This window comes from uncultured Nonlabens sp., assembly GCF_947495285.1.
Classification (GTDB): domain Bacteria; phylum Bacteroidota; class Bacteroidia; order Flavobacteriales; family Flavobacteriaceae; genus Nonlabens.
Window position 1 is genome coordinate 1 of sequence record NZ_CANLXZ010000022.1, and the last position, 20,547, is coordinate 20,547.

A 20,547-nucleotide genomic window follows, 5' to 3' on the forward strand; every position below is an offset into this window, starting at 1 on the left:
CAAGAACAGTATTTTTCATAAAACAATTACCAGAATGGTAGAAGCTAAACCAGTTTATCAAAATCAAATTAAACAGAACCTAAGCGTATAACTCAATCTATTTTAATCAGCTTGTTTTTCGGCTTTATATTTGGAGTCATTTTATATGTAGTTTACAACAGTAATTCTTCTCCATTTATATTTCCATTAGTAATATTTCTTGTCATCTTTGGACTTGTTGTCCTTTTGAGTACACTCAATGTAGTTGGATTACTATTTAGCTCAAATAGCATCTTAAATGATTTAATTCATAGAAAAAAAGTAATCATTGAGATCGCAATCAAAGACAAAAAAGAGTTTTTAAATTCTAATAGCAATACATACACGTATCGATTAGTTTTTGATAAAAACGAATTTCTAGATGTCTACCATGTAGGAAGAGAAACATATGATAAAATCAGTATTGGAGATGTTTTAACCTTAGAATGTTCAAAATATGGAAAATGGATTATTGATTTAAGATGGAAATCTGAAAGTATTGAAAATAAGAGTTATATTAAATAACTATTTACAACACTATATAGCAAACAGGAAATTATTGCTTCCCATAAAACGTAGAACATCTAGAAAGCAATCTTATATTTTCAAATACTAGTGAACCAGAAAAATAAAACAAAATACATAAGGCATAGTCCACAGTTAAACAGAAAAGCTATTCCTTAATTTATCTGGCCCAATTGCAATACATTCTACCTTCTTACCAAAAGTATGCGACATGTTATTCTTAAATTATGTAATAATGCCTTACAACAGTTTAAAATATATCATCACGATCAATTAGCTATTAATAAAAAAAATCTCAATGAAACTAAGTACATTGAGATTTAAAATTTAGTTACTAATTGTGGCCCGTAATTAATAAAAGGAAGTACTAAAAAAGCGACCTTATCTTACCACTAACTTTACAACCTTAGAACCACGACCTTTAAATAATTTTACCAGGTATATACCAGTTGTTAAATTGTGGTTTATTCTACTAGAATTTGTAATACTTACAGTCCTTATTGTTCTACCAAAGGTGTCATAAATAGCGATATCAATAGGTTCATTAACATTTGAGATAGTAAAATGTTTATTTGAAGGATTAGGTGTTATAACAATCTTAGATAATGCATCAGACTCTTCAGAGAGTGTGAAATTTTGACCTATGTCAGTTCCATAAATTAGTTCTACTAGTTCTGGATTATCAATAAAAGGGTTTCTATTGTTTTGCCATGTAAAAATCACATTATTGCGATTCATTTCAAAATCATCTGGTGGATCATTTCTGTGCCATTCTATTAATGTGGTTAGGTCACCTATTAGACCTCTAGTACTATTTGCAGGGTTACCACTTGCGATAGCAAGATTATTGTATCTTAAATCCATATAAAATAATGCACGAGCGACATCACCATGCCAGCTACCTTGAGAACCTATAGGTCCATTGTATTCTGGGAAATCATTGTTACCTCTAGAACTATTTTCTGGTCCGTCTGTTGCTCTTAAATGATGAGCATCACTATTACCATGCCTCAAACTATCTGCATTAGTTTCTGTCCATACAGACATGCCATCTTTTATCTCGTCATATTCAATTGATGAAAACGGTCCTCTAGACCTAGACCAGATATGTTCTCTATTCCATTTACCTGTATTTGTACTACCGGTTTGAAAATCGATTACTCTGCGTTCTTGCTCCGTATACATCAACCATACGTTGTTAGAATTTAAAGGAGAAGCATCAGCTTTCTTTAATATTTCTGTCACATCATTATACGTGTGTATGCGTACTACATTTTCTTCAGAAATAAGCGCCGTAATTGCTGTTTCTAATTGTGGAGATGCTAGATTATTTAAACTATTATAATAATCACTAGGTGCAGTACTAGCAACGATGCCATAGGTAGGAGCTAGTGGAGTCCCGTATGCTGCTACTTGAAAATCGTTATCGATAACTACCAGTTCTTCAAAATCTTTTAATCTCTTAAAACCTGTTGGTAAATTATCATCTAAGTTTATACGTAAAAACTCATCACCTTCATCTATCGCATCGTCTACAATGGTAAAACTAAGAGTTGTACTAGTCTGGCCAGCTATAATAGTAAATGAGGAGGCACCTGTATAGTCATTAGCATCAAACCCTCGGTTATTAAAGGTAAAACCTAGAGTGAAATCTGAAGTAGGTGCCTGGGTTAATGTGAAGGTAATGTCAAATGTATCTGGTTCTGAAAGCTCGTTTTTACTAGTTGTGAAACTAACACCATTATAAGTAGGTGTTGTAGAATCGTTTAATGAGTGTGGTGTAGGACTTTTAGTTTCATAGGTTCCATCTGTTTTACGTTGTACAGATTCTGTCGTTTTATTACCGTTTTCATTTTCATTATATTGAACGGGAATACCTAAAAATGTCATCAATGCTGTATTATCTGGATCATCAGTGTCATAAATTAATGCATCTACTAGATTTACTTGAGATGGAAACGTTCTGTCTGGCCAGTCAGTATCGTCACCTCTGTAGATGGCAACAGCATCTGCGCCTAGTTGTATATTACTTTCTGCAATATAGCGATCTGGAACTGGTGAGACTAGAGAACTACCTAAAACTACTAAACCGTTATCATCTGTAACTAGCCCATCGAGATCTACCGTATAATAACTGCGGCCCATACCGGTACTTGAACTTCCAGAACCATTAAAAAAAACTAAAACAAAACCATCTAATTGATAGAATGGAACGTCAGATTTTAATTCAACAAATTGTTTATCGTTCGTACTAGGAGTATCTGCATCTAATTCGTTAATGAATACTTGTGATTCCGCTTTCGCGAAAGCGAGAACAGCAAATAGTAAAAAGTATATTTGTTTCATTTTTTTAATTTTTTTGCAAAAATACTATTATCGCTCTAGACCCAATGATATTAAATAGTTAAGAGATTTTTACTATTACTTCACATAAGTAAATAAACTAAACCTGCTGTTACCACTGTTAGAACCAGATGAAAGTAGTATGCGCAATTATTTGATAATTTATACTATTAAATTATGTTAAGATTAAATCTTATTTATTTATCAAATGAAATGTGTTCTTTTAAAGTTTATAAGAATAAGCACTTTTAAATTTAGTAATTTTGATTTCTATGAATAAAATTGATATTCGTACCGTAAATGTGGTGCAATATGTACAGCCTTTAAGAGAAGGCGGCTCACTACCTGCTATTGTAAAAGCAGACGATGGTTTTCTTTACGTAATTAAGTTTAGAGGCGCTGGACAAGGTAAAAAAGCACTCATATCAGAGTTTATAGGTGGTGAACTGGCTCGAATACTAGGTTTACATGTTCCTGAAATAGTTTTCATGAATCTAGACGACTCTTTTAGTAAAACAGAGCCAGATGAAGAGATACAGGATTTACTAAAATTTAGCGTGGGTTTAAACCTAGGACTTCATTTCTTAACCGGTTCTATAACCTATGATCCACTAGTTAGTGAGGTAGATTCTTTAACTGCTTCTAAAGTCGTTCTACTGGACAGCATTATAAGCAACATCGATAGAACCGCAAAGAATACAAATCTATTGCAGTGGAATAAGGAATTGTGGATTGTTGATAACGGTGCTAGTTTTTATTTTCATCACGACTGGAAAACTTGGGAAAATCATTTAACCAGAACATTTCCTTTGATAAAAGATCATGTGCTTTTAGAAAAAGCTAGCCTATTAGAAGAGGTTTCTAAAGAAATTACACGGCTTTTCACTCCAGAAATAATTAATGAAGTAGTCTCTAACATACCAGAAGACTGGCTTTTAAATGAGTCTGACGCAATGACTAGCGACCAGATAAGAGATGCGTATAACCTGTTTTTAAACACGCGACTGTCTAAGATAGATTTACTTATTAAAGAAGCTCAAGATGCAAGATAAATACACATTTGAGTATGCTACGATAAGAATCGTACCTAAAGTAGAACGAGAAGAATTTATTAATGTAGGTGTTATTTTATTTTGTAAACGCAAGAAATTTGTGGGTATGAAATATTACATAAATCCAGATAAATTAAAGGCTTTTTCTCCTGATGTAGAATTAGAAACGTTTGAGAGTTATCTAAATGCTTGGATAAAAGTATGCGATGGCTCGCCTGCTGGTGGTAAAATAGGCGCCATGGAATTATCTGACCGTTTTAGATGGTTAACCGCTTGTAGAAGTACGATAATCCAAAGCTCAAATACACACTCTGGACTGTGTGAAGATCCACAACAGACACTAGAAGAGTTGTTTAATACACAGGTTCTCTAGATCATATCGTTAGGTAAATGATACTACTACCCTACTGGATTAGATTTAGTTTAATAAAAAAGGTTGTTATGAGTTCCGCTTTCGCGAAAGCGAATCTAAAACCAACTAAGAGACCAGTAGGATGAGAAAAGACAGTTATGTCTAAGGTTAAATACGACTCTATAAGTCAATGATTTAAACCAGTATTTAAGGCTAATAATGATTAGATAAAATAAACATTAGGAAAAGTTTAAAAGTCCTCGCTGGGTAACTAAGATAATTTAGCTTCCCTTTGTAAAACAAATAGCTATCAAAATGAGTAATGATAAGTATTTTAATGCTTAGGCACTGGATACTTAAAATTTAAATTAATGTATATTATTGACCATTAATATGGTAAAATTATGGAAAAGAATAAAATGCTAGATTATATTAAAGACGTTTTAGAAAATATGCCATCTGGTTGGGTGGATATTACAACACATAGACTAGATATTTATAATGAAGAGCTTGCAAAAACTCAGTTTCTAGAGCAATTTGAAGCTTTATACAATGATAATAATTCAGAGAAGTCTGCACTAGAAATATTACCTACAGCTTATGATTACATAAGATTAGGGCATCCTTTATCCTGTGTTCTAGAATGGGCAATTGCACAATTAGATGGTCTTAAATCTGAGAACGTAATTAGCTTTTCCTCAAAGACAGTACCTGTCCTATCGGTGTTGAGAAAAAATCATTTTGATCATAAGAATACCCAAATTATCTATACCGGTACGCTACCAGACTCTTTTGACGCGCAAACAATAGAACGAGTTTATGGATACCAGTTTGAGTTGAAAAAGGTAGATTCTATTAAAGATGTTCCTGCCTTTGACGGTAGTACGATCTTTATCAAGAATGAAGAACAAATAGGTGCCATAGAGCTGCATGAAAACATAGATTTTTATATAAGTCTACACGGTAAGTTAGGTAGTGTACTGGTTATAAATGGTCAGGAGAATGAGAGTTATGTTGCAGACATACAACATGTGCGTAGAAGAGAAACAATAGCCATGACACCTGCAAACTCTGTTATAGCTTTACAATCTCTTGTGTCGCAAACTGCTTTTAAAGAAGAGAAAACTAATGTAGTACGTGATAAGGAAAGCGTTTTAAACTCTATTAAAGAGATTACAAAATCGAGTACCACACCACTTGTAGGTTCTAGTGGACTGTCCATACAGTATGCTATCATGATGGGGCTTATTAACGATGCCAAAGAAAAACATAAAGGAAAAGCTATTAAAATAGTCGTGCCTCCTAACTGTTATGGTGGTACTAATGACCAGGCAAGAAGAGTCGCGGCATGTATTGATAATGTAGATATTGTCGATTTACTAGTAGATGGTGATAATGATATGGTGCAAAGTATCGATACCGTTTTAAATCAGATTGCTCAAGAAGACTCCATACCTTACATTATTGCCGAAATACCTACTAACCCTAGAGTTGAGGTACCAGACCTAATTCAATTAAAAGAGGTATTAACTAAAGAGCGTAAAACACCTCACGGAGATCTTGCGATAGATCCTGTATTTATTCTTGATCAAACATTCTGTCCTAATGTTCACTTTTTAGGTGAGGACGATATGTTATCAGGTGTGCGAACTATATCTTTTGCTAGTGGTTCTAAATTCCCTAGTGGTGGTCGTTGTACGGCTGGTTACTGTGTAGGAAACAAGAAAACTACGGCATTAATGGAAAAAATAGAATTGCACTTAGGTATTTGTGATAATGAAGCTACAGATCTTCAATATGAAATACTTGCAGAGCAACTGCCGTCCATGAATCAAAGAATTACAGATGCGTATAAAAATACTCGCGTATTTGTAAATTATATCCACGAGACTTTACCTGGTGCAAAAATCAATTTTGTATCAGAAGAACTAGCACAACAAGGGTTTACTCCTTCTGTATTTTCACTAGATCTACCTACAAAAGGCGCTAATGCTGAAGAGAAAGAAGCTTATAAAAGGGAATTAAACCTTAAGTTGATTAACTTAATGATTACAGAGATTCCTGATGAAAGTAAATTTTGTGTGAGTTATGGACAGCTAAAAGGCTGTTACTGGACTATACCAGCAACATCTACACAGGGAACGACTAAAGAAGGTGATAAAGATTACATCGTACGTGCATCTCTATCTCCTAACCTAGATCTGGAGTTACATAAGAAAGTGTTTTCTAAATTTGTAGCATCTATTTAAGAGATTTTAATTTTAAACTTAAAACGCCGCTTCTTTTTATATGAAGCGGCGTTTCTATTTTTTATCAATAAGAAGATTATTTATCACTTTTTAGAGATGATACCTGCTAGATAGCTAGCATCTTTAGAAACTCCACCTAGTGTTGCAGACCCACGAGTGTACATCCATGGCAAACCCATAAAATAAAGTCCTTCTATATTACTGACACCTCTATAGTTTTTAGGATAATTAGCTGCATCGAGTTCTAGACCTTCCACCCATGAAAAGTTAGGGCGGTAACCTGTTGCCCAGATTATATTTTTAATGGTAGAAACGTTTTTAGATTCAAAAAAGATCTGTTCCTTTAAAGCATCTTTTGTTCTCCCTACAGGAAAAACGTTCTCTCTAGCTAGAATACCCTTTACGTCAGTACCTATAACTGGTTGCGTAGAAGAATTGATCTTCTTCCCTATCCAGCTGTATTTGTTATAGCTTAAAAAACCTATTTTAGTAAACCACCACCATAGCGTTTTACCTAAGAAATTTTGCGGTAAAGATTTTACGGTCGTATCGCCAGAAAAATAAACCTTGCGCGTACCGTCTTTAGATAATTCATTTAGAATTTGATAACCAGAATCTCCTCCACCCACTACCAGCGCGTCACCATCTTGTAATTGATCGATTCCTTTGTAATAGTTACTGTGCATTTGCAATATACTGTCTGCAGTCTTTGTATGACATGGTGGTGTGTACGGTATATGAAAAGGACCAGTTGCTACGATAACGTTTTTAGTTTCAATAACACCATCTTTATGTTCTACACAAAAAGTTTTTTCCTTCTTTTTTACAGAAGTGACTAGCGTGTTTAACTGAACAGGAATTTCAAATGTATCTACGTAATTTTTAAAATAGTTGGCTACTTCAAATTTTGAGGGATAATGATTTTTAGGAGCGTCAAAGTCCAGTCCTGGTAAGTGATTATATTCTGTAGGAGTAAATAGTTTTAAAGAGTCCCATCTATTTAACCAAGAAGCACCTATTTCATTTTCTCCATCTAGAACTATAAAATTCTTATTCATTTTTTTTAAATGATAAGCCATAGCTAGACCTGCTTGTGCACCACCTATTATCACATATTCTAACCTCTTGCTGTTCATTACAATTTTATAAAAATTGTTGTAAAATTAAGAATCCTTTGATGATACCCTAATTAAATAAACATTTTAAGTATATTAAATAATAAATTGATAACAACAAGTATAAATAGATGAATAATCAATAATAAATAACCATCCTATTGAATGGATTAATATTTCTAAAAGATCGGTTCAAAAAGCGCATTTTAACCACAATACTCTAGTAATCAAAACCAATAGGACTACCATCTGGAATGCTAGGTAATTGCTTTACTTTAAATAATTCTGGATGCGTATTGAAATTCTTAATTTGAGAAAGTAGTTGATTTTCAAAAATATCACGCTTATTTAACTCTTTTTCAATAGAATTCAACTCATTTCTTGCCGCAGCTTTTACTTCTATATTAGTCCGTGTACTCGCTATAAGATTAATCAAATGGTTTAAAAGCAATTCTTGACTTCTATGAGCAATGGCTACTTCATAAGAATCGTCATTACTTGAATCTTTAAATACGTTATCTGTCACAAGGTTCATAATAGTTTCTAAGTATAATAGTTCAGAGTTGGTGAGATTACTTTCTTTATGAATAGAATTTTGAGTAGCAATTCTATTCATACGTTGTGGATGGAACAATAAATCAAAAGTCATATCTATGCTAGTAGCCGCAGCATTAAGTGCGTCAAAGGTAACGCCAGTTTCAGACTTAAAGCTTTCTCTAGTTCTTCCATATCCATAAGCTCGTGGTGCAAATAACTGAAGAACAGAACTTGGTATCTTTAATTTTTCCGGTTCTATACTTCTCAAGATACTTTGTAGAGCCTGACGTTGTAGTGCAAAATCTACTGCTTTAAAATCTTGTGAATCTTCCTTAGTTAAATACCCATACTCTACTCCACCTATTAATTTGACCGCTGCTTCTACTTGATAGCGGTGTGCAAAATAAACAGGCACAAAAACATCTTCTAAAACGCTTAGAGGTTCGCCTGACTTTATGTTATGAATAGAAAATTGATTCATCGCGATTTCACGTACTTTTAATATATGATCCAACTCTACACTAGGGTTAGAGCCATTATCCCATAAATGGCCACTCGCACTTGCGCCACCGGTAGCTCTTGCGTCCCTGTCAGATATGAATTTTAAACCTGCAACATCAGCCTTTTTTAAAATTGATTTTAAATAAGCTGCCTCAGATTGTTTATCATTAGGGTTTCCATAAGAATATTGAACTATAAGGTTATCCCAACTTCCCGTACCTACTCCATAGGCATCATCTAGTGCTATCTCACCATTTACGATGTTGTATTTAGGATGTGGATAATCCATAACACTAGCGCGACCATTTACACTTGCGGCAAAATTATGTGCAAAACCCAGTGTATGCCCTACTTCATGAGCGCCTAACTGTCTTATTCTAGCCAGCGCCATTTCCATCATAGGTTTATAATTATCATCACTATTCTTAAAAGGTTCTTTAAGTAAACCTTGTGCGATTAAAAAATCTTGCCTTATTCTTAAACTACCTAGACTTACATGACCTTTAATAATTTCTCCTGTACGTGGATCTGTAATACTACCGCCATAACTCCAGCCACGTGTACTGCGATGTACCCACTGAATCACGTTATATCTCAAATCCATAGGATCTGCATTTTCTGGCAACATTTTTACCTGAAAAGCATCTATATAACCAGCACTTTTAAAAGCCTCATTCCACCAGCCAGCACCTTCTAATAATGCTGCACGTATAGGTTCTGGTGTACCACGGTCGAGATAATAAACAATAGGCTCAACAGCTTCACTTTGTGCTGCATTAGGGTTTTTCTTTTCTAGTCTATGTCTGGTAATAAATCTTTTCTGTATAGGTTCAAAAACTGGTGTACTGTAATCCATATAACTCGTATAAAAAGAGCCACTACGTGTATGGAATTCTCTAGGTTCATAACCAGCATCAGGTAATTTTACAAAACTATGGTGTTGAATCACAGATATACTACTCGCATCTGGTGCAACACTTATCACATCGCGACCTGTAGGTGTGCCTGTAAAAGTGAGCATGGCTTCAAACTCACTATTTTTAGGAAAACTCTTGGTATTCTCCATCCATAAAGCACTGCGAGATTTATCTAACTTATAGTTTCCTTGTTTGCGATCTTTTAAACGTTTTACTACTCCATGAGCGTCTTGCATTAAAAACGGAGTCAAATCAATGATATAAGAACCATTTTTAGTTTCCTTAATCTCAAAACCAAATAATACAGATCTTGCAAATGCCTGCTCAATAGATGCTTTTTCATCAACATTAGAAGAACTCGCACGGTATTTTAAATTGGGTTGCATGAGTAATAGTTTATTACCACTCTTCACCCATTTGACTACCACGCCACCACCTAATTGACCTCTATCCAGTCCTATATCATTAGATCCTAGACCACTAGTTAAAGAATGTACATATAGAAACTCTTTATCTAGATCTTTGACTTCTAGCATTATACTACCTTTATCTTCTTGATAAGTAAAGTTATAATAGCCTATAAATTGTTGAGTGTTAGATGTAGATTGCGCTTTCGCGAAAGCGGAAACAAATAAAAACAAAGAGAAAATATAACAGGTGCTTTTCATGTATAGGTATTTAAGGTCAGAAAGATAAATCATAAAAATAAAAAATGAATCTAACCACGCAACCTATTATTAGGATTTGCATCTTATTATAAACTCAACCGCCATGAAATACTTGAAGAAAATTTTAATCATCTTAACTATTGCAATAGCTTTTATCTCCTGCAATAATGATGATGGTAATGACAGTATAATACCGTTAAGTATAGTAGGAAACTGGAATCTAACTGCAACTCTTGCAGATCCAGGCGATGGTAGCGGTACTTTTCAACCAGCTAGTGGTAAAAGTTTAAATTTTACAGATCAAGGTGTGGTAAATTGTAATGTAAGTTTCTGCTTCGGTAGTTTGACACAAGCTACAAGCACCGGTACTTATGACGTAATGACCACAACTATCGATGTAGAAAATTGTATAGGAACATACGTTTTTATTGATGCAAATACGATAGAAATTTCACACTTGTGCATTGAACCTTGTGGTGAGCGATATGTTAGAGTGAATTAATCTTTACGATACTGAGCAGTTTTCTCAAAAACTTGATTTAGAATATCGATGTCTACTTGCTCTAGCGATAAGCCGCGACGTTTCATAACCACATCTGCCACCTCATACGCTTTATTAGTTTTATAAGTCATATTTCCTTGTGGGCCGCCCCAATTAAATGACGGTATAAAATTACGTGGATAACCTGCTCCATAAATGTTTGCACTTACACCTATTACCGTACCTGTATTAAACATGGTGTTGATACCACATTTAGAGTGATCACCCATCATGAGACCACAAAACTGCAATCCTGTTTTTGCAAAACGACTGGTTTCATAATTCCATAGTTTAACTTCGGCATAGTTGTTTTTAAGGTTGCTGGTATTAGTATCTGCTCCTAGATTACACCATTCTCCTAAAACAGAGTTGCCTAAGAAACCTTCATGTCCTTTATTAGAATAACCAAAAATAACAGAGTTACTTACCTCGCCTCCTATTTTAGAATGTGGTCCTACCGTAGTAGGTCCGTATACTTTAGTCCCTAACTTTGTTGCACTATTGTTACATAAAGCAAATGCACCACGTATGATAGAGCCTTCCATAACCTCTGCATTTTTACCTATATATATAGAACCAGTAGAAGCATTTAAGATAGCAAACTGTAATTTTGCACCTTCTTCTATAAAAATACGATCTTCATTTATAGACTGAACCGTTGCTGGTATAGATTGCGATTTTCTACCTTGAGTAATAAGGTCATAATCTGCCTCTAGAGCTTTTCCATTCTTAGAAAATATATCCCAAGTAAATTGAATAGCATCTACCTCTTCTTCTAAGAAAAGTACCTGCTCTAACTCTATAGTAGGCGTGTGTAAATCCTTAACTCTATAAGCAATTATAGCATCACCTGCGAGTAATTTCTGTTGTGGTTTTAACGCCTTAATCGCTTTACATAAAGAGGCAGTTGCAAACACATTACCTGCGATTACCACATTATCATCTGTCTCTACCAGTGGATACTTAGATTGTAAATAGTCCTCTGTCTGGAAACTCACGCTCTCTCCTAGTTGTTTTTCCCATTTCTCACGCAGTGTAATAATACCGCAACGTATCTCGCAAGTAGGTCGCGTATAAGTAAAAGGTAATAATGCTTGGTGTTTATTAAAGTCTGCTAGGATAAAATTCATGATGGTCATTCTTTTCAGAATTCAAAGGTCGTAAAACTATTTTCATTTTCCATTTTCCATTCCTACTTATTCTACATTAATTAATAACTTAGCCCTATGCATAAAAATAGATCCTTACTTCTTGCCCTATTTCTACTATTAGCACAAATAGCATTTTATTACAGCCTGCGGTACTTTCCTGCAGTGGTAGAATCTGTATACAGCACAGGTGTCTACCCTTATCTATCGCGAGCTATGAGATTTGGGTTAGGCTGGTTGCCGTTCTCCTTTGGTGATCTTGTGTACAGCATTGCTATTATCATGATCATAAGATGGTTGTGGATAAGTAAGAGGGATTTGATCTCGCTTTCGCGAAAGCGTTACACACAACTATTCCTTTCCTTAAATATAATTATCGCGTTATTTCACTGCATGTGGGGTTTTAATTATTACAGAGAGCCCTTACACAAAGTACTAGAACTAAATAACGAGTACACTACCGAAGAACTGAAAACTGTGGTGCAACAACTGGTTTACACCTCTAATAAATTACACGAGCAATTACAAGAAATAGATTCCTTACCAGTCGCATTTACACGTTCACAGTCAGAAATTTTTGATCTCGCACCACAGGGTTTTGAAAAGATAAATCATGTATATCCAGCTCTAGATTATGGTTATGCGAGTATTAAAAAATCATTACTTACCATGCCACTTTCTTATATGGGATATAGCGGCTATTTAAACCCTATTACTGGAGAGGCGCATACTAATGCGTGGATCAATAATTATAAAACACCTGTTCTCACCTTACATGAAATGTCACACCAGTTAGGCTTTGCAAAGGAAAATGAGGCTAATTTTATAGCCATAATAGCCGGTATGAATCATGAAGACCTTTATTTTCAATACAGTGCGAGTATTTTTGCTTTACGTTATTGTATGAATGACTTGTACCGCCGTGATCCAACAAAGTATGAAGAAATAAGACCATTAATAAAAGACGGTATCTTTAAAAACTATAAAGAATTACGAGATTTTTGGGTAACATATGAAGGTACTATAGAACATGTTTCACAAGCTGCTTACAACACTTATTTAAAAGCAAATAATCAACCTGGTGGTATGAAAACCTATAGCTATGTGGTGGCTTTGTTAGTTAATTATTACAAGTAAATCAAAACTACACCATCTCTGTATTAAGCTGTTTTAGTTTTAATCTATAAGCTAGAAACAAGAACTTTATTCAGATCATCTAGAAATTAAGCGATGCAAAAAATGTAAAGATCACATTTGTTAATTAACTCATATAACTATTTCTGTTTTATGAAATCTTTAAGAAACGACTTTATAAGACTTTGATCTATCTTTATGGACTAAATATATATTTATGAAAAGATTATTATCTATGCTGCTTTTGGCTTGTTTTTCCATCCAGGCTCAAGAGTATTTTCCTAACAACGATGACATAAGTGCAGTAAGCAATGTCACTCGTGCAATAACTAATGCTACCATAATCACTAGTCCTGGTAAAATGATTTCTAAGGGTACGATTATCATTAAAAATGGTAAGATAGAGGCCATAGGTAGTGGCATTCCTATTCCTAAAAATACAGTTATCGAAGACGCTGCAGGCACTTTTATCTACCCATCTTTTATAGAGTCGTATGGAAACATAGCCATGAAATCTCCTAAAAGAGCTCCTAGTAGTAGAACAGCGCAATATGATGAAGGTCGCAAAGGGTATTACTGGAATGATCACATAAGAGCAGAACAAGGCGCTATGGATTATTTTGAGTATGATTCTAAAGAAGCGCAAAAGTACGTGGATGCTGGATTTGGTACCGTACAAACTCATTTTCATGATGGTATTGCACGTGGTAATGGTATGTTAATCGCTCTAGATAATACAGGTACAGATGCAGACCGTATTCTAAAACAAGAGAGTGGTAACTTCTTTTCATTGAGTAAAAGCCGTCAGTCCAGACAGAGTTATCCTACATCACTTATGGGTGCACTGGCGTTATTACGTCAGACACATTTTGATGCAGACTGGTACGCAAATGGACATTCTAAAACAAAAGACTTATCTCTAGAGGCTTTAAATGCAAAGAAAAATCTGGTTCAAATAATGGAAGCTGGAGATAAAAAAAATGTATTAAGAGTAGATAAACTAGGTGATCGTGTAGGCAAGCAATTTGTTATAGTAGGTGGTGAAGATGCTTATGAAATGATAGCAGACATAAAAGCCACTAACGCAGCACTTATTGTACCTATTAATTTCCCTGATGCTTATGATGTTTCTAATCCTAATCTAGAATGGTTTGTAAACCTTAGTGACATGAGAGAATGGAAACAGGCTCCTGGCAACTTAATGATGTTATCTCAAGCTGGAATTACTTATGCTATAACTACTAAGGATTTAAAATCCCCTGCAGAGTTAATGAAGAAATTAAAAATAGCTATGGAATATGGTCTTACTGAAAATCAGGCTCTAGCTGCTCTTACTACTACTCCTGCAAGTATTTTAAAAGTAAATGATATGGTAGGTACTCTTGAAAAAGGAAAACTAGCTAACTTTATTATTACATCTGGAAAATTATTTGAAGATGATACTGAAATCTATGAAAACTGGGTAAAAGGATCTAAGCAAGTAATTAAAAACAGAAGCATTAAAAATATTGATGGCTCTTATGTAGCTACCTTAAATGGTATAAAGTATGATATATCCATTAAAGAGAAAGGTAAAAAATCTACGGTAAAAATAGACAGTACGACTCTAGGTTCTAAAATAACTTATGACGGTAACTGGATCAACATTATTACTACCCAAAAAGACAAAGAAGATAAGTCTTATACTAGATTATTAGGTGTCATAGGTGGTGATAATAATTTTCATGGAACTGCTTACCTACCTAATGGTCAGGAACCTGCCTTTGTAGCTGTAAAAGAACCTACAGATTCAAAAACAGATGGTAAGGATGGAAATAAAAAAGGTGATTCTAAAGAAATCGAAAAAATGGGTCGCATGACTTTTCCTAACGTAGGTTACGGTAGTGAAACTCAACCTACCGAACAAACTATCTTATACCGCAATGCTACCGTATGGACTAATGAGAAAGATGGAATTTTAGAAAATACTGATGTAGTCGTTAAAGATGGTAAAATATCTCAAATAGGTAAGAACCTAAGTACTGGTAATGCAAGAGTAATAGATGCTACAGGAAAACATTTAACTAGTGGTATAATAGATGAGCACAGTCACATCGCTATAGATAATGGTGTAAATGAAGCTGGTCACAACTCTACTGCCGAGGTTACCATAGAAGACGTAGTAGACCATGAAGATATAAATATTTATAGAGACCTTGCAGGTGGTGTTACTACCTCACAACTCTTACATGGTAGTGCAAATCCTATAGGTGGTCGCAGCGCAATTATTAAATTAAAATGGGGTTATAAAGCAGATGAGATGATTTATTCTAACTCTCCTAAATTTATCAAATTTGCTCTAGGTGAAAATGTAAAACAATCTCGTTATCAAAACGGTGTGCGTTTTCCACAAACTAGAATGGGTGTAGAACAAGTCTTTGAAGATTATTTCTCAAGAGCTCGTGCTTATGCAAATAGTAAAGGAAATAAAGACTTCCGTTATGATGAAGAGATGGAAGTATTACTAGAGATTCTAGAAAGTGAACGTTTTGTTTCCTGCCACTCTTATGTGCAAAGTGAGATCAATATGTTAATGAAAGTAGCAGAGAAACATGGTTTCCGTATCAACACGTTCACACATATATTAGAAGGTTACAAAGTAGCAGATAAAATGGCAGAACATGGTGTAGGTGGCTCTACCTTCAGTGACTGGTGGGCTTATAAATATGAGGTGAATGATGCAATTCCTTATAACGGTGCCATTATGCACTCACAAGGTGTGGTAGTTGCTTTTAACTCTGATGATGCTGAGATGTCCAGACGTTTAAACCAGGAAGCTGCAAAAGCTGTGAAATATGGAGGCGTTAGTGAAGAAGAAGCATGGAAGTTTGTGACTTTAAACCCTGCAAAACTTTTACACATCGATGACCGTACAGGTAGTATCAAAAAAGGAAAAGATGCAGATCTTGTTTTATGGAATGTTCATCCATTGAGCGTGACTGCGAGGCCAGAAATCACAATGATAGATGGAATTGTGTTTTTTGATAAAGAACGTGACTTACGCTTTCGCGAAAGCATAAAGGCAGAAAGACAAGAACTTGTTAATGAAATGATCATGGCCAAAAACAAAGGGATGAAAACCCAAACGCCTAAAAAGAAAGACAAGACATTATATGAATGCGAAACTATTCACTGGTAATATAAAGACAATGAAAAACTTATTTTATGCGATGTGTGCCATATTTGCCATGAACGCAACAGCACAACAGACACCAGCACCTGCACAAACAGGTATTTACACAATAATGAACGCGACTGCCCATATAGGTAATGGTGAGGTTATCGATAACTCTATAATAGTTATGGAAAACGGTATCATTACAGCTATTGCAGACGCAACTGTGGTTAGAATGGATATTAAAGGAGAAAGAATAGACGCATCTGGTATGCATGTCTATCCTGGATTAATTGCTATGAATGCCACTATAGGACTAGTAGAAATAGATGCGGTAAACGCAAGTTCTGATGTGCGTGAGATGGGAACTTATAATCCACATATAAGATCTATTATAGCTTATAATGCAGAGAGTAAAGTGATAGAGTCTATGAGACCTAACGGTGTACTTATTGCTCAAATTGTACCTCGTGGAGGTCGTATTTCTGGAAAATCTAGTGTCGTACAATTAGACGCGTGGAACTGGGAAGATGCTACTATAAGAACTGATGACGGTGTACACATAAACTGGCCATCTAGTTTTATAAGAACTGGAACATGGTACGAACCAGGACCTATAGAACCTAGCAAATATTATGAGAGTCAAGTTAGAGAGTTAACAGATTTCCTAAATAATGCAAAAGCCTATAATAAAACCCCAAAGCCAGTAGATTTAAACTTAAAATATGCAGCTTTACAACCTGCAATTAATGGTAATGAAAATTTCTACATCCATGTAGATGGAGAAAAAGCCATAAGAGACGTGTTGAAATTTATTAAAGAAAACGAAATTAAAAAACCAGTTATAGTAGGTGGTCGTGAAGGTGATAAAGTAGCAAAAGAACTGGTTGCAATGAATATTCCTGTTCTCGCAGGTCGTGTACACGATCTACCATCCAGAGAAGATGAAGATTACGACATGCCTTATAAGTTTCCTAAATTACTAGCTGATAACAGCGTTGTGGTAGGACTAGAAAATTCAGGAGATATGGAAAGACATCAAACACGTAATTTTCCATTCTATGCTGGTACAGTAGCCGGTTATGGAATGGATATGGAACAAGCTCTAAAAATGATAACCCTTACCCCAGCAAAAATACTGGGTATCGATAAAGAATATGGTTCTTTAGAACAAGGTAAAAGCGCTACTCTATTCATTTCTAAAGGAAATGCTCTAGACATGCGTGGCAATCAGATTACACGTGCTTTTATAGATGGTAGAGATATTTCTCTTAACTCTCATCAAACAGAACTGTATGAGCGTTATATGAATAAATATGATGCTGAGATTAAAAGATAATCTTATAGATAGCATATCAAATCGTTCATTATTCATTTAATGGACGATTTTTTTTTACCCTAACTTTATAACTATGAAACATACGATAAACAAAGAAGAAAAGGTATTTGATCATTTTCTAAAAATATACAAGGCTCAAGTTACTCAAGACAGCTTTGATGGTAAAAAAGAAATTACTACCACTCGCCTAGCCTTAGACCGTGGTAATGCTATTGCTGTGTTACTTTATGAAAAGGATACCGATAGCTTTCTTTTTATACACCAGTACCGCTATCCTAGTTCGCGTCGTGATCGAGGCTGGATCGTAGAAATACCTGCCGGAGCTATCGATAATAATGAAACGGCAAAAAATGCTGCTATTAGAGAGGTTAAGGAAGAAATAGGTTATGAAATAGAAAGCCTTGAGTTTATCGTAGAATACTTCCCATCACCTGGAATGCTGTCAGAGCAAATAAGTATCTTTTACGGAGAAGTAACATCTAGTCAAAAAACCACAAAAGGTGGCGGCGCTACTTCAGAAAATGAAGATATAGAATTAATAAAAATACCTAGAAGTGATATAAAACAGAAGCTTAAAGATCGATACTTTAATAATTCTATAAGTATTATAAGTCTACAATGGTATTTACTTAATAAAACACCATAATAACACGGACTAAAAGAATAAGAAAAACACCCAACACATTTTGATTAAAAAGAAGCTGTCTCATTAATTTGAGGCAGTTTTTTTTGTTTATATAGTTGATTTCAAGGTTGATATTTATTATCTTATTGCCTGATAATCAGAATTATGAATACCAATTTCAAAGACTATAATCAACAACAAAACTGGTTGTTTCCGCCCAGCATCGAGGAGTTGATACCATCAGATCATCCAGTTAGAGTCGTTAACGGCGTTATTGAGCAGTTGGACTTGAGTTTACTTATTTCAGAATATAGTAAAGACGGACAACCTAGTTATCATCCCAAAATGATGCTTAAAGTTATGGTTTATTCCTATATGGATAATACCTACTCCAGTCGCAAGATCGAAAAAGCCATGCGAGAGAACATTAACTATATGTGGTTGTCAGGTAAGCAAGTTGCAGATCATAATACCATTGCGCGTTTTAGAAGTAAAAAGCTTAAGACCATCTTTAAGGATATCTTTAAGCAAGTAGTTTTACTACTCGCCGCTGAAGGTCTTGTTACATTAAAAGAAGTCTTCACCGATGGCACTAAAATAGAATCTATGGCTGGTCGCTACACCTTTGTATGGGGTAACGCTATAAAGACTAGAAAGCAAAAAATGGTCGAGCAGTTAGAACAGATGTGGCAATACGCACAAAGCATCGCTGAGCAGGAAGACAAAGACCCAACGCCACCAGACTTTAAAAAGATAGACAAAGAAAAAGTAGAAAAAACGGCAAAGAAAATCAATAAGATATTAGCCAATAATCCAAAGGCTGGGCAAAAGCAAAAAGCTAAGCTATGTTATATAGAAAAGAACTTTGCTAGTAATCTAGAGAAGTATGAAGAGCAGGAAAAGACTCTTGCTGGTCGCAATAGCTACAGTAAGACCGATCCCGACGCTACCTTCATGCGTATGAAAGAAGACCATATGAAAAATGGTCAACTCAAACCAGGCTACAATGTTCAAATAAGCTCAGAATCACAATTTGTCATTCATTACTCATTACACCAGCAAACCACAGATTACCATACCTTAAAACTACATTTACAGACCTACCAATATCTTTATAAATCCATGCCAGAACGTGTTGTTGCAGACGCAGGATACGGCAGTGAAGAGAACTATGAATACCTAGAAGAAAATAATGTTGAAGCTTATGTGAAGTACAACACCTTTGATAAAGAACACAAGACTTACAAGAACAAGAAAAAAGCAACAAGCAAGGACGACTTCCATAGAGAAACACTACACTATAATGAAAAGGAAGATTACTACGTGTGTCCAATGGGACAAAGAATGGAAAAGCAATACGACAAAAAACAGAAAACTAAATCTGGATACCTACAATACACCAGTGTTTATCAAGCTCAAAACTGCAATGGTTGCCCATTAAGAAGTTTATGCCATAAATCAGCTGGCAATAGAACCATACAACGTAATCATAGATTAGAACGCCATAAAGAAATAGTACGGCAGCGACTTACCAGTGAACTAGGAACTAAAAAACGAATACAGCGAACCGCTGATGTGGAACCTGTCTTTGCACATATAAAATCCAATCGAAATTTTAAACGCTTTACCCACAAAGGCATCAAAAAAGCAGAATTAGAGTTCGGATTACACGCTTTAGCACATAACTTGAAGAAGAAAGTGGCATCATAAACACTAAACTTCTTCGCCTTTATTTAATATCCATAAAATAAAACATCAAAAATGATAAAATGATAAAACCGCCTCATTTAGTCAAATGAGACGGCTTTTTTTTAATAATAAATTCTTTTCATATTTAGAAACCATTCGTTTCTTTACCCAGCTCCATCAGGTCGTCAAAGTAGTTGAACAATTGGCCTTTGGTAATAATTGCACCAGATTCAATCAGTTTAAATTTATCAGCATTAGGATCTTCTCCATACGCTTTTTTTGCAGTAAAAATTTTTACTTCGTCATCAAGAAGATTTTTTTGAAGCCACTTATAACCTTCTGGTGTGGTAATATCAATTAACTCGTCACCTACCATAATGGATATCAATTCCATTTCTTTTTCCCCTAGAGAGAACAAATTCATAGTTCTAGCAGATATGTGTTCTAAATACTCTGCTTTGTTCAAAACACCTTCCCAGACCAGGTCGGAGAATACGTCTACTTCTTGTTCTGCAACTTCTGGCTGATTAGTTTTTAAATCAATCCATTCTTGGGCAGTAATAGTTTGAGCGGCAAGAAAATTAATAAATTCTGGATGCATTTCATCCAGTTGTTCTTTAGTAAGTCTTCTATATTTCAT

The 20,547-nt window shown here is 34.9% G+C and carries 15 protein-coding genes; 10 read left to right on the forward strand and 5 right to left on the reverse strand.

The genetic code is table 11. From position 1 onward, the window contains the following. Positions 1 to 225 precede the first annotated feature (225 nt). Positions 226 to 543 (forward strand): hypothetical protein, encoded by a 318-nt coding sequence (locus Q0838_RS09965; protein ID WP_298954290.1) that lies wholly within the window; start codon positions 226 to 228, stop codon positions 541 to 543. 381 nt (positions 544 to 924) lie between these two features. On the opposite strand, the gene Q0838_RS09970 is transcribed toward Q0838_RS09965, so the two are convergent. Then, positions 925 to 2,889 (reverse strand): endonuclease, encoded by a 1,965-nt coding sequence (locus Q0838_RS09970; protein WP_298954293.1) that lies wholly within the window; start codon positions 2,887 to 2,889, stop codon positions 925 to 927. Positions 2,890 to 3,158: 269 nt separating this feature from the next. Here Q0838_RS09970 and Q0838_RS09975 point away from each other — a divergent pair, with 269 nt between their 5' ends. From Q0838_RS09975 to Q0838_RS09985, 3 genes are all read left to right on the forward strand, one after another. Continuing rightward, positions 3,159 to 3,938: a HipA family kinase gene (locus Q0838_RS09975; protein ID WP_298954296.1), complete on the forward strand. Its 780-nt coding sequence runs from the start codon at positions 3,159 to 3,161 to the stop codon at positions 3,936 to 3,938. Then, complete coding sequence (locus tag Q0838_RS09980) at positions 3,928 to 4,311, forward strand: DUF3037 domain-containing protein (protein WP_298954298.1); 384 nt, start codon at positions 3,928 to 3,930, stop codon at positions 4,309 to 4,311. Before Q0838_RS09975 ends, Q0838_RS09980 begins: the two co-directional genes overlap by 11 nt. A 383-nt stretch (positions 4,312 to 4,694) precedes the next feature. After that, positions 4,695 to 6,539: a cystathionine beta-synthase gene (locus Q0838_RS09985; protein WP_298954300.1), complete on the forward strand. Its 1,845-nt coding sequence runs from the start codon at positions 4,695 to 4,697 to the stop codon at positions 6,537 to 6,539. 83 nt (positions 6,540 to 6,622) lie between these two features. Here the strand turns inward: Q0838_RS09985 and Q0838_RS09990 are convergent, their stop codons facing one another. Both Q0838_RS09990 and Q0838_RS09995 read right to left on the reverse strand, forming a co-directional pair. Then, complete coding sequence (locus Q0838_RS09990; protein WP_298954303.1) at positions 6,623 to 7,675, reverse strand: NAD(P)/FAD-dependent oxidoreductase; 1,053 nt, start codon at positions 7,673 to 7,675, stop codon at positions 6,623 to 6,625. A gap of 199 nt (positions 7,676 to 7,874) precedes the next feature. Further along, positions 7,875 to 10,277, reverse strand: coding sequence for a zinc-dependent metalloprotease (locus Q0838_RS09995; protein WP_298954305.1), 2,403 nt, complete (start codon positions 10,275 to 10,277; stop codon positions 7,875 to 7,877). Between the two features lie 103 nt (positions 10,278 to 10,380). Between Q0838_RS09995 and Q0838_RS10000 the strand changes: the two genes are divergently transcribed. After that, positions 10,381 to 10,779 carry a hypothetical protein gene (locus Q0838_RS10000; RefSeq protein WP_298954307.1) on the forward strand — a complete coding sequence of 133 codons (399 nt, stop codon included), beginning with the start codon at positions 10,381 to 10,383 and terminating at the stop codon, positions 10,777 to 10,779. Here the strand turns inward: Q0838_RS10000 and Q0838_RS10005 are convergent. After that, the gene (locus tag Q0838_RS10005; protein WP_298954310.1) at positions 10,776 to 11,948 is read right to left on the reverse strand and encodes a GlmU family protein; all 1,173 of its coding nucleotides are present in this window, start codon (positions 11,946 to 11,948) and stop codon (positions 10,776 to 10,778) included. The two genes, Q0838_RS10000 and Q0838_RS10005, sit on opposite strands and share 4 nt — an antisense overlap. A 96-nt stretch (positions 11,949 to 12,044) precedes the next feature. On the opposite strand from Q0838_RS10005, the gene Q0838_RS10010 reads away from it, so the two are divergent. The 5 genes from Q0838_RS10010 (at position 12,045) to Q0838_RS10030 (ending at position 19,928) form a co-directional block, all read left to right on the forward strand. Next, positions 12,045 to 13,103, forward strand: coding sequence for a DUF3810 domain-containing protein (locus Q0838_RS10010; RefSeq protein WP_298954313.1), 1,059 nt, complete (start codon positions 12,045 to 12,047; stop codon positions 13,101 to 13,103). A 214-nt stretch (positions 13,104 to 13,317) separates the two neighbouring features. Continuing rightward, positions 13,318 to 16,278 (forward strand): amidohydrolase family protein, encoded by a 2,961-nt coding sequence (locus tag Q0838_RS10015; RefSeq protein WP_298954316.1) that lies wholly within the window; start codon positions 13,318 to 13,320, stop codon positions 16,276 to 16,278. 10 nt (positions 16,279 to 16,288) lie between these two features. Beyond that, entirely contained in the window at positions 16,289 to 17,593 is a 1,305-nt protein-coding gene (locus Q0838_RS10020; RefSeq protein ID WP_298954318.1) for an amidohydrolase family protein, read from the forward strand. Positions 17,594 to 17,666: 73 nt separating this feature from the next. Further along, on the forward strand, positions 17,667 to 18,239 hold the full coding sequence (locus tag Q0838_RS10025) for an NUDIX hydrolase (protein ID WP_298954322.1): 573 nt from the start codon (positions 17,667 to 17,669) through the stop codon (positions 18,237 to 18,239). Between the two features lie 141 nt (positions 18,240 to 18,380). Then, positions 18,381 to 19,928, forward strand: coding sequence for an IS1182 family transposase (locus Q0838_RS10030; protein WP_298954400.1), 1,548 nt, complete (start codon positions 18,381 to 18,383; stop codon positions 19,926 to 19,928). Between the two features lie 124 nt (positions 19,929 to 20,052). Here the strand turns inward: Q0838_RS10030 and Q0838_RS10035 are convergent, their stop codons facing one another. Beyond that, a complete protein-coding gene (locus Q0838_RS10035; protein ID WP_298954325.1) occupies positions 20,053 to 20,547 on the reverse strand; it encodes a DUF6495 family protein in 495 nt (164 codons plus the stop codon).

Excerpts from the sequence above, each read along its gene's own strand:
- Q0838_RS10000 (WP_298954307.1), top strand. The coding sequence starts at position 10,381 with ATGAAATACTTGAAGAAAATTTTAATCATCTTAACTATTGCAATAGCT.
- Q0838_RS10035 (WP_298954325.1), bottom strand. The coding sequence starts at position 20,547 with ATGAAATATAGAAGACTTACTAAAGAACAACTGGATGAAATGCATCCA.
- Q0838_RS09990 (WP_298954303.1), bottom strand. The coding sequence starts at position 7,675 with ATGAACAGCAAGAGGTTAGAATATGTGATAATAGGTGGTGCACAAGCA.
- Q0838_RS10025 (WP_298954322.1), top strand. The coding sequence starts at position 17,667 with ATGAAACATACGATAAACAAAGAAGAAAAGGTATTTGATCATTTTCTA.
- Q0838_RS10015 (WP_298954316.1), top strand. The coding sequence starts at position 13,318 with ATGAAAAGATTATTATCTATGCTGCTTTTGGCTTGTTTTTCCATCCAG.
- Q0838_RS10020 (WP_298954318.1), top strand. The coding sequence starts at position 16,289 with ATGAAAAACTTATTTTATGCGATGTGTGCCATATTTGCCATGAACGCA.
- Q0838_RS09980 (WP_298954298.1), top strand. The coding sequence starts at position 3,928 with ATGCAAGATAAATACACATTTGAGTATGCTACGATAAGAATCGTACCT.
- Q0838_RS09985 (WP_298954300.1), top strand. The coding sequence starts at position 4,695 with ATGGAAAAGAATAAAATGCTAGATTATATTAAAGACGTTTTAGAAAAT.
- Q0838_RS10005 (WP_298954310.1), bottom strand. The coding sequence starts at position 11,948 with ATGAATTTTATCCTAGCAGACTTTAATAAACACCAAGCATTATTACCT.
- Q0838_RS09970 (WP_298954293.1), bottom strand. The coding sequence starts at position 2,889 with ATGAAACAAATATACTTTTTACTATTTGCTGTTCTCGCTTTCGCGAAA.
- Q0838_RS09995 (WP_298954305.1), bottom strand. The coding sequence starts at position 10,277 with ATGAAAAGCACCTGTTATATTTTCTCTTTGTTTTTATTTGTTTCCGCT.
- Q0838_RS09975 (WP_298954296.1), top strand. The coding sequence starts at position 3,159 with ATGAATAAAATTGATATTCGTACCGTAAATGTGGTGCAATATGTACAG.
- Q0838_RS10010 (WP_298954313.1), top strand. The coding sequence starts at position 12,045 with ATGCATAAAAATAGATCCTTACTTCTTGCCCTATTTCTACTATTAGCA.